Genomic DNA, 14,788 nt, shown 5'->3' with positions numbered 1-14,788 from the left:
ATGCAGCGGATGTTAATTGTAGATGATGAACCGGTTATTTTGGATGGTCTTTATGCTTTCTTTCAAAGAGCGGATTTTCAGGATATGGAAATCATTAAGGCATACTCTGCCTTTGAAGCAATCGAGTGGTTGAATTCCGTCAAAATTGATATCGTGCTGAGCGACATCTGTATGCCCGGTATGGATGGCATGGAGCTGATCGAGAAGATTATGGATCGCTGGCCACGATGCAAAGTGCTATTGCTGACAGGTCATAACGAATTTGATTATGCACATCAAGCGATACGCAACCCTTGTGTCGTGGATTACCTGTTAAAAACAGAGGGCATGAGTCATATTCGTGCAGCGGTAGAGCGGGCCTTAACACAACTATCGGAGGAAAATGATTTCCGTTACCAGCATGCCTGGTTTCGCAGCAAGCTGCCCAGAGCGCTGCCGCAGCTACAGAGACAGTTACTGCTGGATCTCCTAAAACGAACGGAAAGGCATGATATCGCCTCGCTTCAGGAAGAATTGGATGCGGTCCAGCTACCTTTCATGTCCAACGAGCCGGTAATCCCGGTCATCATACGGGTTGAGGAGTGGAATAACTATCAATCCCAGGCGGATCGGAGTTTAATTCGCTATGCGGTTGCCAATGTTGCGGAGGAGCTGCTTCAGGATAAGGCCAAGGTCAAAGCCATTGATCTGGATTATCAGGTGATCGCCTGCTTTGTTCAGCCCAAGACGGAGCCATCGAGCTTCCATACGGGACAGCAGGAGAAGTGGGAACAGACGCTGCGTTTCGTCTATGGAACGCTGGAGTCTGTGCAGCAATCCTGTGCGGATTGTCTGAATCTCTCCGTCTCCATTATGGTGAGTGAACAGGCGGTGGAGTGGATGGAGTTAAGTCAGGCGATTGCGCAGTTACGTCTGTCGATCCATGAGGGCCCTGGACTTGGGATGGAGAAGCTTCTTCGCGTCAAGGTGCAGCATGATTCGCCGTACACTCCCAATATTTTGAATCAGCAGAGTGTTGCGATTCTTCATCTGGATCAGATCAGGCAGCTTGTTACAGCAGGTGACAGGGAGTGGATGGAGTCGTTTCACAAATGGACAGAGGCTGCAAAAGAAGGGCTTCAGGACCCATTCTTTCGAATGAAGATCTATTCAGGCGCAGGTAATGCACTGATTGAGCTTGTTCATGAACTGGGCTTGTACGAATCAGCAATGGAGGAAATTGCGCTGTCTCGAATGCTTCATTTTGACATCCATACGCCCTGGTCTGATCTGTTGGTCTTCTATCAATCGGCATATGAATGGATCATCTCCAAAAGAAGTGTTACGCGCATCCATGATCAGTCGCAGATTCTCATTACCATTCATCATTATATCAAGCACCATCTGGAGGATGACCTATCGCTAACCCGAATTGCACAGGAGGTTTCCCTCAATCCGTCATATCTGTCCCGTTGGTACAAACGTATTACTGGCAAAGGCATATCCGACTATATTCACGACCGGCGTATTGAGCGCAGCAAGGAATTACTTCTCGGCTCCACCTGCAAAATGCATGAAATATCCGCCAAGGTCGGATTTAGTGATCAGCACTATTTTTATCGTTTCTTCAAAAAAGCCACCGGCTGCACGCCGCAGGAATATCGGGATCAAAAAAAGTTAGATCAAGTCTGAAATGGTAAATCAAAGATACCAGATGTCAACGGGGTACACTCGAAGTGATAGCGCTTTCTTACTAAAATAAAATATATATAAGATGAAAGAAGATTAAATCATAACGGAGAGAGCAGAAGAGACCTGTAGGAGCGGAGCTAAAAGCTTTCCATGAAAGCTACTTCGTAAGCATAAACTCGCCTTTATAACCGGATTTCTCCCTTCAAAAAGGGATAAAGGAAATCTGGGGATAACAGCGATCAAAAGGTTGTTCTGCTATCGGAGTGCCACGTTTAATATTCATTAATTCATCTTATATACCTCACGGGAGGAATAAAAAGGGGGATTCGCATGAACATGTCATTAAAGAAATTCGCACTGTTAACGTTAACCATGGTTCTGGCAACCACGCTTGCAGCTTGTTCATCTGGTACGGGGAATGCTGAGAATGAAGCCCAGCCGAACACACAGCAGGATGCCGGAGGTCCGCTTACGAAATATGATCCACCCATCAAATTAACTTCAACCATGAATGAAACCGGGAAAGAATCACTTGCTGAGGGCGATACACACGCCAATAACATTTGGACCAGAGGATACAAGGACGAGCTGGGCATCGATGTCACCTATGACTGGATTGTCCCGGATGCCAATTATAACGACAAAATGAACGTTACCCTGGCGAGTGGCGATTTGCCAGATGTATTGAAAGTAAGTGCTGTGCAGTTCGAGCAGCTGCATGAAGCGGGGATGCTGGAAGATTTGACAGAAGTCTATGATAAGTATGCATCCGATCTGGTCAAGGAATTTATGTCTGCTGAGGACGGAGCAGGGTTGAAGCCAGTAACCAAAGATGGCAAGATATACGCGATGGTGAGTTTTCCAGGCTCGCTGGATTCCTCGGATATGATCTGGATTCGCCAGGATTGGTTAAAGAAGGTAGGGCTTGAAGCGCCAAAATCAATGCAGGACGTCATCAAGATTGCGGAAGCCTTCACCTTTGAAGATCCGGACGGAAATGGCAAAGAGGATACGTATGGTATTGCACTCAACAAGGATTTGCCAATTAATGCGTTCCTGCTCGGTTATCATGGTTATCTCGAAACCTGGATCAAGGATGCTTCAGGTCAGGTTGTGAATGGAACCATTCAGCCTGAGGTGAAGGAAGGGTTACGCGAGCTGCAAAATCTGTATTCGAAGGGCGTTATTGATCCTGAGTTTGGAGTGAAGGATTTTACGAAGATGATGGAAGATGTGAATGCAGGCAAATCAGGCATGTTCTTCCTGCCACAATGGGCACCATTTCAGGTTAGCAGCATGATCAAGAAGGATAAGAACGTGGACTGGCTGCCTTACCCGGTTCAATCGATCGATGATCAACCTGCCAAAACGCAGAACCACCTAAGCTTGGGCGGCATATTTGCCGTACGTAAAGGTTATGAGCACCCGGAAGCATTGATCAAGCTGCTGAATTTTCAGGCAGAGAAAATGTTCGGTGAGTCAGCCAAGGAAGAACGTGCTGCGTATTTGAACGGCTTGACCGGACTTGGTTTTCATAATGCGACTGTGTCCAATCTGCCTGCCAACAAAAACGTAAAAGCACAGGATGAAGTCGAGCAGGCGCTCAAAACGGGAGATACATCCGGATTAGAGCTTGAAGCGAAGCTGTTCTACGATGATATTATGGATTACCGCAATGGCAATCTGGATAAGTGGCATATGGAACGCATTTTTGGACCGGAAAGCTCGCAGGGCGTCATTAAATATTATCGGGATAACGACCTCATTGTCATGAATGAATTTATCTACGCCCCGACCAGAACCATGAACACGAAACAGGCAACCCTGGATAAACTGCGCGCTGAGACGTTTCTGAAAATCATCTATGGCAACCTCTCCATTGACGAGTTCGATAAATTTGTTGCAAATTGGAAAAAGCTTGGTGGTGACCAGATCACTCAGGAAGTGAATGAGGTCATTAATGCAAATAAATAAGGCATAGTAAAGGTAAAGGCACATTAAAACAGCAAATGCCACTCTGCGTACGATACGCAGGGTGGCATTTTGTATTAAAAGCGAGAAAGGTCATCCGGTTTCATGAGAGCCTTCTTTCTGCTTTTTGCGATATTCATTGGGGCTGCAGCCCATTTCTTGCTTAAACAGCTTGGTAAAGTGAGAGTAGTTGGTATAACCGACATTTCCAGCAATGGTATGCACCGAATGTGCGGTGGTCTCCAGTAAGTGCCTGGCCGCCACAAGACGGGTATGAATGACATAATGGCCCAGTGATATTCCCATCTCTTTCTTGAACAGTCTTGCCAGATAATCCGGATTCAGATAGACCATCTCCCCCAGATTATTCCTCGTTAAATCTTCTCCATAATGTGTGCGTATATAATGGGTAATCTCATGTACAACCGACTTGGGCTGTTCGGCAACATTCAGATATTCCGCAGCCGTATTAACCAGGTAGGCAATATAGGATTGCATATCTTCAATAGAATGCAGAGATTGCATGAACAATTGATCATTCGTTTTGCCCATATACAGCTTGTGCACTTCGATCTCCTTACTTTTCAATTGGGCATACACAAGTTGCACCAGATCAAGACGCAGCAAACTTAGTACAGCGGTACCCACCACACCTTCACGGACCAGTTGGTGCATGTAACGACCCGTTTCATCCAGAAATGCCTGGAAGCGATTTTCATTCAACAATTGCTCCAGTAATCCCAGATCAGGTGGGGTGTAATTCAACTCGGGTCTATTATAGTTTTCCAGTAAAAAGGTTTGGTTGCGGTGTTTGATTCGTTCTTCATTCATAAGCAACAACTCGTTGATGGTATGACGAATCTGACCCAGCGGCAGAGAGAACCCGATACTACAGCAGACATCCGACTTCAGGTAGTTATTAACCTCCGGGATGAACGAACCGCACATGGATTCGATCAGCTGTGCATCCGGTGCTCCGTTCCATTTTAGAATGATCATCCAGTTATGATCCCTGATCTCGGTAATGGCTTCAATGGAGAAAAGAGTGTCCTGAAACCGTTCAACCATCACATTCAAACAAGCGTAATCAAACAGGTTCTTGTCTGTCTTGCCCAGCGTATGATCATACGGAAACAGGTTAACCAGAATAGGCAGAAACAGATCCGTTGTTTCATAAGGCAGATGTTGTTCTGTCAAAAAGGCAGAGACGTCGGCAGGGCCGGAAGGAAAAGCTTTACCGGAGATCAGCCTGCGCCAGCTGTCCTCAATTAGTTTGCTCCTATTTTTCTGCCACAGTTCACCCTCATGAATGGCTTTCTCTATAAACTGCTGGTCTCGGGCTTTGGCAACCGCCTTTTGTATAATAAGCGTTAACTTGTCAAACTCAATAGGTTTCAGAAAGTAATCAAAGCTTTGCAGCTCAATTGCTTTCTGGGCATAGTTGAAATCGGCATAGTTGGTCAGAAATATCGTCTGTACATTATGCGACTCCTCCCGGACCCATGCGAGCAGTTCCAGACCGCTTCCCTGGGGCATCTCAATATCACATATGAGAATCTGTACGGGATGATTTTGCAAAACTTCCTTGGCCTGCGCAATATTGTAGGCTGTGAATATTGTATGAATCCCCAATGCCTTCCAATCAATTTTCTTTTCCAAAGCCATGACGACAAAGTAATCATCATCAACCAGCAATGCATTCATGGTTTGTCACCTCTCCCGGAGTATCTGAATTCAGTATCATTTTAGGCAAGGAAAGCATGATCCGAGCGCCACTTGCGTCGTTTGCAAACGTAATATTTGCTTCATCCCGATATAACAATTCCAAACGCTGGATGGTATTCATAATGCCGATCCGGTTGCCGCCGGTTTGTTCCAGCGCTTCTCCACGCACCAGAGCGTCAAGAACATCCGGGCTGAAACCTGGACCCGTATCCGAAATCCGGATGAGCACATGATCGCCATTTTCCTGTCGTTGTTCCGTCACGGATAAAGTAATACATAGTTCCCGGTCCCGAGATACCCCATACTTGACTGCATTCTCGATGAATGTCTGTATGACGAGTGGTGGCACTGCGATGCCCGTGATCATATCTGGATGTTCAATGCGATAGGAAAAAGCATCGCGGTAACGCGACTTCTGGATATCCAGAAACGTTCTCACATGTTCAATTTCATTCTCCAGAAGAACGAAATTCTCCCCACTTTGAAAGATATATCGGAAATATCGGGACGTAGCCAGGGCCATATTCTCAATTTCCTCGTACATCTGCATCTGTGCCATACTGTACATGCTCGTCAGACAATTCAGGAAAAAGTGCGGCTTAATCTGCAATTTCATATAATCCAGTCGTATTTTTTGTTTCTCCAATTCCTGCTCGTAGCGATCGATTTTGAATCGTTTAATCTGGCCTACCAGTTCTTTAAACTGTGCATTGACCTGCTCCAGCTCCATAATCCGGCTGCTCTTGAAGTCTGTCGCTTCATCCCCTTCGTTAATACGCGCCAGATTTTTGGAGAATCGCTGAATGGGAACAAGCAAATTTCTCCTGAAAAACATGATGATTGCGCTTAACGTGGAGGTCACGATCAGAAAAAGCAGCATGATGAGCAGCTGAGCGACCATGATTTTCTCGAATGTGCCAAACTTGATGGCCATATGCACGCTGAATGCTGCATTGGAGAACTCGCTGCTGACAATATTATGAGACTGGAACAGATCGAGAAAGGAGTGTCTCTCTTCTGGTATGTGATCCCCGCCCGCAGGTCCGGAAAGTTGCAGTCCATTCTCGTCTACCAGAGAGGCGTATCCGTTGGCACCCAGATTAATTTGCTGGAGAGGGGCGATCAGTTCATCTGCGGATATTAAGGCAACAAGATAACGGTTGTAGTACGGCACAATATTGATAAGATAAGAAGTGCCGTTCACGTGAATTGGTGTCCAATGGGAATAGAACTTCTCATATACACCTTTATCCCGGGTGAGTGTAATGATCTGCTTTTTTACTTCTGAATAATCCGAATAGGAGATGCTTATTGGCGCGCAGTTGAGGAAGTATTCACTATTCTCCAAATAATAAAAGAAATTGTACGACTGCCCGTAGTTTCGCTGTAGTTCGGCGAAGAGCAAATGTAATTTCTCGTTGGCTTTCAGGAACGGAATACTGTTCACGCCATATGTATTCATGTTGTCGAGATTCTCGTCATTGGCCAGTGTCCACCCCATGAAATGATTAATGTACGCAAAATCGTGATTAATGCGGTTGATATACAGATCGGCCGCATCCTGCAAGTATTGGGTGGACTGCTGTTTGACCATGGAGATGGAAGCAATGCTGATCACGAGATCCAAGATGAGCACAACAAAAGAAATGACGAACATCATACGGATATAATGCCGGATGGGGTAGGGTTTGATCGCGTTCAGGTTTGCCATGGAACAATGCACCACTTTCTTGATTGCTTGGTTATGAATACGCTTTAATATCTCAGGAATAGTATAAAACCTTTATTTGAAAAAAACATAAAGAATTGCATCTTTTGATCCAGAAGTCCGGATTACACACACGAAAGTCTGGATAACGATATGATTTTTGTTCGTAAGCGTCTTGGTTACTTGTAAAGTTCATGGATGGAACCATAGAAGTCCGAATAACGTCCTTAGCGGTCCGGTAAACCCAATGTGAAGCAGTTTATACTGAAGCTATTCCAGAGATGACAGGTCCTACGGGAGAGCAGCATCAGTATATTTACAGGAGGGAAGGAAGAACCATGAGGACCAATCCACTTTATATGGGAAGAACGTTGGAGAGAATCAGGCGAAACTGGGGCCTTTATGTTTTGCTTTTTCCAGCGGTTCTGTTGACACTTTTATTTGCCTACAAGCCGATGTACGGCGTATTAATCGCCTTTAAGGACTACAGTCCGGCGCTTGGGATCGGAGACAGCCCTTGGGCTGGATTCAAATACTTTGAGAAATTCTTTAAATCCTATCAATTTACGAATACGATTCGTAACACACTTGTGATCAGTCTGTACAGCTTGGCTACTTTTCCGATTCCAATTATGCTTGCACTACTGGTGAATCAGATGAGAGCAGGGAGGTTCAAGAGGTTTTTTCAGACAGTCTCTTATATGCCTCACTTTATTTCAACCGTAGTTATGGTCGGATTGATGCTGATTCTGTTCTCGCCAAGTACAGGACTTGTTGGCAATATGTATCAGCTGTTTGGAGCACAAGCACCGGACTTAATGGGTTCATCAGCTCTGTTCAGCAGTGTGTATGTATGGTCTGACGTGTGGCAGCATGTCGGTTGGGACAGCATTATCTACATTGCCGCGCTGTCCGCCGTAGACCCAAGCCTCTATGAAGCGGCAACGGTAGATGGAGCAAGTCGATGGCATAAGGTTCGTTATATCGATATTCCGATGCTGCTGCCGACGGCCATTACACTGCTTATTCTGCGGGTGGGCGGATTACTCGGTGTAGGCTTTGAGAAGGTGTATCTGATGCAGAATGACCTGAACATTCTCTCAAGTGAGATTCTGTCCACTTATGTATACAAAATCGGGTTGCTGAGCAGCCAATACAGCTTCTCCTCAGCAATCAACCTGTTTAATACCGTCATTAATTTCATTTTGCTTATTCTGGTCAATCAATTGTCCAAGAAATACAGTGAAAACAGTCTATGGTAGGGGGGAGACAAACAAGATGAGTGTTATGGAACCGGCAGCAATGACCAGAGCTCCCCGAGCCAAACGTCGATCACGTGTTTCGATTGCAGAAGTCGTACTGTATGCCTTTGCAGTTCTTTTTCTAATAGCTATCATTTATCCAATCTATTTTATAATCATCGCCTCGTTCAGTGATCCTTCATCTGTGGCTAACGGACAGGTGTGGGTGTTTCCGAAAGGTTTTACGCTGGAAGGATATAGGGAACTGCTGCGACACGAGAACATCTGGATCGGATATCGAAATACCATTCTGTATACGGTGGTGGGAACGCTCTTCGGGCTTGTCGTCAATATTTCGGCGGCTTATGCATTATCGAGAAAAGATCTGGTCGGGCGCAAATTTTTCTCGCTGTTCTTTATCTTTACGATGTTCTTCAGCGGCGGCTTGATTCCAACCTTCCTGACGATCCGTGACTTCCATCTTTATAACACGTTCCTGGTGATGGTGCTTCCGTTCTCCGTGGTGGTTTTCGACATGATCGTCGCCCGGACATTTTTCCAGACCAGTATTCCGGGAGATTTATGGGAAGCAGCTCAGATCGATGGCTGTGGAAACCTGCGGTATTTTGTACTCATCGTATTGCCGCTGTCCAAAGCAATCATCGCAGTCCTTGGACTATGGATTGCTGTAGGGTATTGGAACTCCTATTTTAATGCCCTGATTTATCTGAAAGATCCGAATCTGTATCCGCTGCAACTAATTTTACGTAATATCCTCATCACGAATCAGATGCAGTCCGGCATGGGTACAGGAGAAGCGGCACAAGTTGCTCTGCGTCTTGCCAATTTGATGAGATATTCCGTTATTATTATCGCCACAATTCCAATCATGTGTGTGTATCCGTTCATCCAAAAGTATTTCAATCAGGGGGTGATGATCGGCGCAGTGAAAGAATAAGGCAGGTTGAAATTCAATACCAATCAAGGGGGTTCCCAAATGGGGAAAAAGATAGGCAAGAAGTTATTCACCAAAATGAGCAGCGTGCTTCTCGCGTCGGTGATGTTGGTCAGCGTGGTTGGCTGTAGTAGTGGAAATAGTAGTGAACCTGCGGAGACTACGGTATCCAGCGATTTTAATCAGGAAGGTCTGCCAATTGTCAATAAACCGGTCACACTCAAGGTACTGACGGTTCGTTGGGGGAATATGGGCGATACCTTTACTCAGAATCAATGGCTTAAGGATTTGGAGAAGGATTCCAATGTGAAAATTGAGTGGCAGGTCATGTCCTCTAATGACTGGGGTGAGCAGAAATCCATTATGCTTGCCAGTGGTACACTCCCGGACATTATCTTAGGTGATCAGGTGTTCAGCGATTCGGACATTGTAAACAACCTGAGCTATTTCCGTCCACTGGATGAGTACATTGACTCATATATGCCCAACTTGAAGGCTGCGATGGAAGAGACGCCAGACATGAAGAAAATCAGCACGTTTCCTGATGGCAAAATCTATTCCATGCCAACAAGACTGCCTGCCCGTCCGAAGAGCCGGAACCAGCCTGTAATTAATAAGGCCTGGCTTGATAAGCTGGGGCTGAAAGCACCAACGACAACAGAAGAACTGTACCAGGTGTTGAAAGCGTTTAAGGAAAAAGATCCGAACGGAAATGGAAAACAGGACGAAATTCCGTACACGGAAACGGGTCTGAATGTGGACTTCCTGAATCCATTCGGAATCACCGACATTAATGCCAGCAGTATGATTGTCCAGGACGGTAAACCGGTCTTCTTCCCAACGACCGATGCCTATAAAGAAGCTCTTATTTATACACACAAGCTGTATTCAGAAGGCCTGATTGATCAGGAACTGTTCACCCAAGACAATACAATGACATCAGCCAAATGGCAAAATGCAGACATTCCAATCGTTGGCTTCAGCAATCAGTGGACACCTGATGCTGTGTTTGGAAAGTGGAGCGACCAATATGAAGCGATTGCGCCTATTGCCGGACCTGATGGCAAACGCTATCAGCCAGGGGATCCTGGCGGCATGAATCTGGCCCGTAATGAACTGCTCATTACAAGTTCATGTACTGTTCCGGAAGTAGCCGCACGCTGGGCGGATCAGTTCTATTCCAACGAAGCCAGCATTCAGAATTTCTGGGGTGCGATCGGAACTGTAATCAAGAAAAATGATGATGGCACATATACGCTGATGGACCCGCCAGCAGGCACCAGCGCCGATGCATGGTACTGGGATCAATCCCTGCGTGATTTCGGGCCCAAATATGTAAGCCCTTCCTTTGAAGAAAAAATTAAGCTTAATCCGAAAGCAGGTGACGGACTCAAGCTGCAAATCGATCAGTTAGGCAGTGCGGATGTAACGACACCTTATCCAAAGGTTATGTACAATGCAGAAGAGTTCCAGGAGCTGCCAACACTGACAACGGATATTGACGGTTATGTAGCAACGATGCGTGCACAGTGGGTAACCAAAGGCGGTATCGAAGAGGGCTGGGATGCTTATATCAAAAAGTTGAATGATATGGGACTTGAACAGTTACTGACCATCCGTAATAATGCCTTCGAACGTTATATGAACGTCAAATAGAGTGGAGTTCAGTTACATCATTCATTGATTAAATAACAAACAGGTGCGTCTCCTTATTGAAGGAGGGCACCTGTTTGTTCGTTTAGGATCTGCGTTTTAACAATAAAACGCCACTGATGCTCGATGTTTTTTTGCTATAGACCACTTTAAAACCGATATCATTATCCAGCAAACAGTTTAAGGCATTAATCAGCAATGCACCACGCACCAGTGTGAAGGTACAAGGGGACGTGTTTCCAATCACACGTACACTTCTGATTCGGCGTGCAGAACCAGGAACGAGCGGGTTTCTGGACCAATAGATCAATACCAAATCCGGTTGTGGAACAGCCTTTACACATGCCATCTTCATCATCTCTTTTCTATTAGATTCTTTATAGTAAATGAAAAGTAGATGAAGAAGGTGCTAGACAGAAGATGCGATGTTTAATAAATGGACAATCATCAGCTATGCCTCATAGCCAAGCTCATGTTATTCATATTTGTAATTCACACACATGACTCGGACCAAAGTATGGTGTGCCGGTCAATCATAAGTCTACTTCCAAGCCCATACATATAATGCTGGAGGTGATTGGAATGAGCAAGGAACCCATGGATGAGAACAAAAAGATAGAGCAGCGAAATGCCTTTCTTCGGGATAATAACGGAAAAGAGATGTCTTCCAATGAAGGGGTTAAAATATCGGATGATAGCAACTCGCTAAAAGCGGGGGATCGCGGACCCACGCTGCTAGAAGATTTTCTGATGCGTGAGAAACTGTCGCACTTTGACCGGGAACGCATTCCGGAGAGAGTTGTGCATGCACGGGGATACGGAGCCTACGGTGAATTCGAGTTATATGAGTCACTTGAAGAGTTAACGATGGCGCATTTTCTTCAGGATCCCGGTGTGAAAACACCGCTATTTGTTCGTTTTTCCGAGGTTGCAGGCTCCAAAGGAGTGAACGAAACGAATCGGGATGTGCGTGGGTTTTCAGTAAAGTTTTATACCGAAGAGGGTAACTTTGATCTGGTCGGGAATAATATTCCGATCTTCTTCATTCAGGATGGAATCAAGTTTCCGGATCTGATACATGCGCTGAAGCCGGAACCCAATAATGAAATTCCACAGGGTTCCACTGCGCACGATACCTTCTGGGATTTTATTGCGAATAATCAGGAGTCGGCAACCATGGTCATGTGGATTATGTCGGATCGCACGATACCGCGAAGCTTTCGAATGATGCAGGGATTCGGGGTACATACCTTCCGGCTGGTAAACAAAGAAGGCAAATCCAGATTCGTGAAATTTCATTGGCGGCCGTTACTTGGCATGCATTCGTTTGTGTGGGATGAGGCGCAGAAGCTTGGCGGGGCGGACCCGGACTTTCATCGCAGGGACCTGTGGGAGAATATCAATGCAGGCAACTTCGCGGAGTTCGAACTTGGAATACAGGTGCTGGAGGAAGCAGATGAATTCAAGTATGATTTTGATATTTTGGATGCAACGAAGTTATGGCCTGAAGAAGACATTCCGGTACGAATCATTGGCAAAATGACGATTAACCAAAATGTCGAAAATGTATTTGCAGAAACGGAACAGTCGGCATTCCATCCAGGCAACATTGTACGTGGCATTGACTTCAGCAACGATCCACTGCTTCAAGGCCGACTATTCTCGTATACGGATACACAATTGGCAAGAGTGGGCACGAATTATCAGGAATTACCTATCAATCGTCCCGTATGCCCTGTACATAACAACCAGAGAGACGGCGCTTCCCGTTACACGATTGATCGGGGGAGAGTCGCCTATCACGATAACTCTCTTGCCAATAATTCTCCCTATACTGTGCCCGGTACCAAAGGTGGATTTGTAACCTACCCTTCCACGGTGCAAGGACTCAAGGAACGGAAAACAGCACCCAGCTTCCTGGATCATTTCTCGCAGGCCCGTTTATTCTGGAACAGCATGACAGGTGTGGAGAGGAGTCATATCATTCAGGCGCTCACGTTTGAGCTTGGGAAGGTTAAGGACGTTTCGATTCGTCAACAGGTCGTTGATATGCTGGGCCATATCAGCACAGAGCTGGCAACCACTCTGGCTCGCGAACTTGGAGTCGCTGTACCTAACGTCTCCGAATCTACGGTGACAAAGTCCTCCCCTGCGCTAAGTATGGCCAATACCGTATTTTCTCCCAAGACACTGCGTGTCGGGGTGATTGTTGGTGAAGGATTTGATGGTCCAAGCACGCAATATATTTTGAATGAGCTTAAGGGAGCAGGGCTTCGTCCGGTCATTGTTCATGAAAGACAGGGTGTGGTGCATGGAACAGAAGGTGTGGAGCTCAAAGTGGACGATAGCTTCCTAACCGGATCACCCTTGGTATACGATGGACTGTTCATTGTTGGAGGACAGAACCAAGATGAATATTTTCAAAAATACACCCGATCCTATGCCATTGAAACGTATAATCATTTTAAGCCCATAGGAGCCACACCAACCGGTGCAGCACTGATCCAGCCAGCCGGTATTATCGGCAAACCTGGTGTCATTGTGGAGCAACAACCTGCGGCTTTTGCAGATCAATTCATTCAAGCCATGACCCAACAACGCTTCTGGAATCGAACGTAATCAGCCGGGAAGCTTTTGAAAGGTCCAATCACGAATAGCAAGAAAAGGATCTCTCTCCAGAGGTCCTTTTCTTGCTGAAAGAAAATTGAGCGATTCGCTTAACTTATCCCCTTAACATGATGTAATGCCATTACAAGTTTATTTATTGGTGCTGTGCTGCTTTGCTGGTAGTTTGTCTGTTGGCGTACCTTTACCATTGTTTTTGTTATGACGTGCTTTTTCGGCATTCTCATTCACTTTTTTCACAAAATCATGGGTACTCTCCATGTTTAAGCACACCTCCTTCAAGATAAAATGCGTAGCCTGAGTGTTAATATACCCACAGAGAGGTCATTATATTTGGATACAAAGGAATGGTGGGATAAACTGGACATGGGAAGTTCAGGCGTCTAAACTGTATAGAACGATACAAAACAAGAAGGAGCCCGAATCGAACCATGTTGCAGAAATTCGGTTTTACACAATATGAAAGTCAGGTATATGAGGCTATATTTGCACAGGATGCGCCGCTCGATGCCACCTCGATTGTTAATTATTCCAATGTACCTAAGGCTAAAATATACGAAGTGCTTAATCGGCTTATTGATAAGGGAACGGTCCTAACCACCATGCATGGGAAGAAAAAATTGTACATGGCGGTTGATCTTCAGTCCATTATCCTCAAAATAAGGGCCGACTTTGAGAAGGATATTGAAGAGTTAAAGACATATAAAATCAAACGTACATTCACAGATGAACATATCTGGACGTTGAAGGATGCATCATCCATTGCATCGAATATTGAACAGCTTATTGAAGAAGCGGATTCATCGATCCTTTTTCTGGCGTGGAACGAGCAAATGGAGAAGTACCGGAAGCTGCTGGAGCAAAAAGAGGATGAAGGGGTACATGTTGAGGTTCTGGCTGTAGGCGGATTGCAAACGTCTTTAACGCATAAGTATTCGTTAATACCCATGCTTGAGGACAGTAAGCTTGAGCCCTCGCAGCTAATTATTGTTGACCATGAATATCTTTTGTTTGCAGGGATCGAGCATGATTCATGGAAGGCCATCAAGACTACGTCCAAACCGATTGTTAAAGCCATGACGGATTATTTCTATCATGACGTCGCTCTTACTCAAATTACCAAAAGATTCGGTGATCATCTGCTTCAGGATGAAGAAATTGCACGTTTGCTGGCACGATTAATTTATTAAACCGATGGTTCCAAAAGCTATTCTTTCTGAGAATAGCTTTTTTGTATTG

The 14,788-nt window shown here is 45.4% G+C and carries 11 protein-coding genes; 7 read left to right on the top strand and 4 right to left on the bottom strand.

All coding sequences use genetic code 11. The annotated features are described in order from the left end of the window. Positions 1-1,671 (top strand): response regulator, encoded by a 1,671-nt coding sequence (locus HW560_RS24445; RefSeq protein WP_179264983.1) that lies wholly within the window; start codon positions 1-3, stop codon positions 1,669-1,671. 330 nt (positions 1,672-2,001) lie between these two features. Beyond that, positions 2,002-3,645: an extracellular solute-binding protein gene (locus HW560_RS24440; RefSeq protein WP_090897272.1), complete on the top strand. Its 1,644-nt coding sequence runs from the start codon at positions 2,002-2,004 to the stop codon at positions 3,643-3,645. Positions 3,646-3,735: 90 nt separating this feature from the next. Here HW560_RS24440 and HW560_RS24435 read toward each other — a convergent pair whose 3' ends face one another. Together HW560_RS24435 and HW560_RS24430 are read right to left on the bottom strand one after the other, a co-directional pair. After that, complete coding sequence (locus HW560_RS24435; RefSeq protein ID WP_179264982.1) at positions 3,736-5,346, bottom strand: response regulator; 1,611 nt, start codon at positions 5,344-5,346, stop codon at positions 3,736-3,738. Continuing rightward, the gene (locus HW560_RS24430; protein ID WP_257031426.1) at positions 5,327-7,078 is read right to left on the bottom strand and encodes a sensor histidine kinase; all 1,752 of its coding nucleotides are present in this window, start codon (positions 7,076-7,078) and stop codon (positions 5,327-5,329) included. The genes HW560_RS24435 and HW560_RS24430 overlap by 20 nt, the downstream gene beginning before the upstream one ends. A gap of 335 nt (positions 7,079-7,413) precedes the next feature. Between HW560_RS24430 and HW560_RS24425 the strand changes: the two genes are divergently transcribed. Genes HW560_RS24425 through HW560_RS24415 form a run of 3 tightly spaced genes read left to right on the top strand, consistent with a single transcriptional unit; the run spans position 7,414 to position 10,927 of the window. Then, positions 7,414-8,337: an ABC transporter permease gene (locus HW560_RS24425; RefSeq protein ID WP_090897279.1), complete on the top strand. Its 924-nt coding sequence runs from the start codon at positions 7,414-7,416 to the stop codon at positions 8,335-8,337. A gap of 40 nt (positions 8,338-8,377) precedes the next feature. Then, positions 8,378-9,274, top strand: coding sequence for a carbohydrate ABC transporter permease (locus HW560_RS24420; protein WP_257032059.1), 897 nt, complete (start codon positions 8,378-8,380; stop codon positions 9,272-9,274). A gap of 39 nt (positions 9,275-9,313) precedes the next feature. Beyond that, the gene (locus HW560_RS24415) at positions 9,314-10,927 is read left to right on the top strand and encodes a type 2 periplasmic-binding domain-containing protein (protein WP_090897285.1); all 1,614 of its coding nucleotides are present in this window, start codon (positions 9,314-9,316) and stop codon (positions 10,925-10,927) included. 82 nt (positions 10,928-11,009) lie between these two features. On the opposite strand, the gene HW560_RS24410 is transcribed toward HW560_RS24415, so the two are convergent. After that, positions 11,010-11,273: a hypothetical protein gene (locus tag HW560_RS24410; protein WP_090897288.1), complete on the bottom strand. Its 264-nt coding sequence runs from the start codon at positions 11,271-11,273 to the stop codon at positions 11,010-11,012. Between the two features lie 233 nt (positions 11,274-11,506). Between HW560_RS24410 and HW560_RS24405 the strand changes: the two genes are divergently transcribed. Next, a complete protein-coding gene (locus tag HW560_RS24405) occupies positions 11,507-13,543 on the top strand; it encodes a catalase (RefSeq protein ID WP_373564957.1) in 2,037 nt (678 codons plus the stop codon). A 138-nt stretch (positions 13,544-13,681) separates the two neighbouring features. Here the strand turns inward: HW560_RS24405 and HW560_RS24400 are convergent, their stop codons facing one another. Continuing rightward, positions 13,682-13,810 (bottom strand): DUF4023 family protein, encoded by a 129-nt coding sequence (locus tag HW560_RS24400; protein ID WP_036664828.1) that lies wholly within the window; start codon positions 13,808-13,810, stop codon positions 13,682-13,684. A 170-nt stretch (positions 13,811-13,980) separates the two neighbouring features. Here HW560_RS24400 and HW560_RS24395 point away from each other — a divergent pair, with 170 nt between their 5' ends. After that, positions 13,981-14,739, top strand: coding sequence for a TrmB family transcriptional regulator (locus HW560_RS24395; protein WP_179264980.1), 759 nt, complete (start codon positions 13,981-13,983; stop codon positions 14,737-14,739). Positions 14,740-14,788 lie beyond the last annotated feature (49 nt).

The sequence above is a fragment of the Paenibacillus sp. E222 genome, from assembly GCF_013401555.1.
Classification (GTDB): domain Bacteria; phylum Bacillota; class Bacilli; order Paenibacillales; family Paenibacillaceae; genus Paenibacillus.
Note: the sequence above shows the minus strand (reverse complement) of the source record. Positions and strands in the feature narration are given on the sequence as shown.

Excerpts from the sequence above, each read along its gene's own strand:
- HW560_RS24445 (WP_179264983.1), top strand. The coding sequence starts at position 1 with ATGCAGCGGATGTTAATTGTAGATGATGAACCGGTTATTTTGGATGGT.
- HW560_RS24440 (WP_090897272.1), top strand. The coding sequence starts at position 2,002 with ATGAACATGTCATTAAAGAAATTCGCACTGTTAACGTTAACCATGGTT.
- HW560_RS24435 (WP_179264982.1), bottom strand. The coding sequence starts at position 5,346 with ATGAATGCATTGCTGGTTGATGATGATTACTTTGTCGTCATGGCTTTG.
- HW560_RS24430 (WP_257031426.1), bottom strand. The coding sequence starts at position 7,078 with ATGGCAAACCTGAACGCGATCAAACCCTACCCCATCCGGCATTATATC.
- HW560_RS24425 (WP_090897279.1), top strand. The coding sequence starts at position 7,414 with ATGAGGACCAATCCACTTTATATGGGAAGAACGTTGGAGAGAATCAGG.
- HW560_RS24420 (WP_257032059.1), top strand. The coding sequence starts at position 8,378 with ATGACCAGAGCTCCCCGAGCCAAACGTCGATCACGTGTTTCGATTGCA.
- HW560_RS24415 (WP_090897285.1), top strand. The coding sequence starts at position 9,314 with ATGGGGAAAAAGATAGGCAAGAAGTTATTCACCAAAATGAGCAGCGTG.
- HW560_RS24410 (WP_090897288.1), bottom strand. The coding sequence starts at position 11,273 with ATGGCATGTGTAAAGGCTGTTCCACAACCGGATTTGGTATTGATCTAT.
- HW560_RS24405 (WP_373564957.1), top strand. The coding sequence starts at position 11,507 with ATGAGCAAGGAACCCATGGATGAGAACAAAAAGATAGAGCAGCGAAAT.
- HW560_RS24400 (WP_036664828.1), bottom strand. The coding sequence starts at position 13,810 with ATGGAGAGTACCCATGATTTTGTGAAAAAAGTGAATGAGAATGCCGAA.
- HW560_RS24395 (WP_179264980.1), top strand. The coding sequence starts at position 13,981 with ATGTTGCAGAAATTCGGTTTTACACAATATGAAAGTCAGGTATATGAG.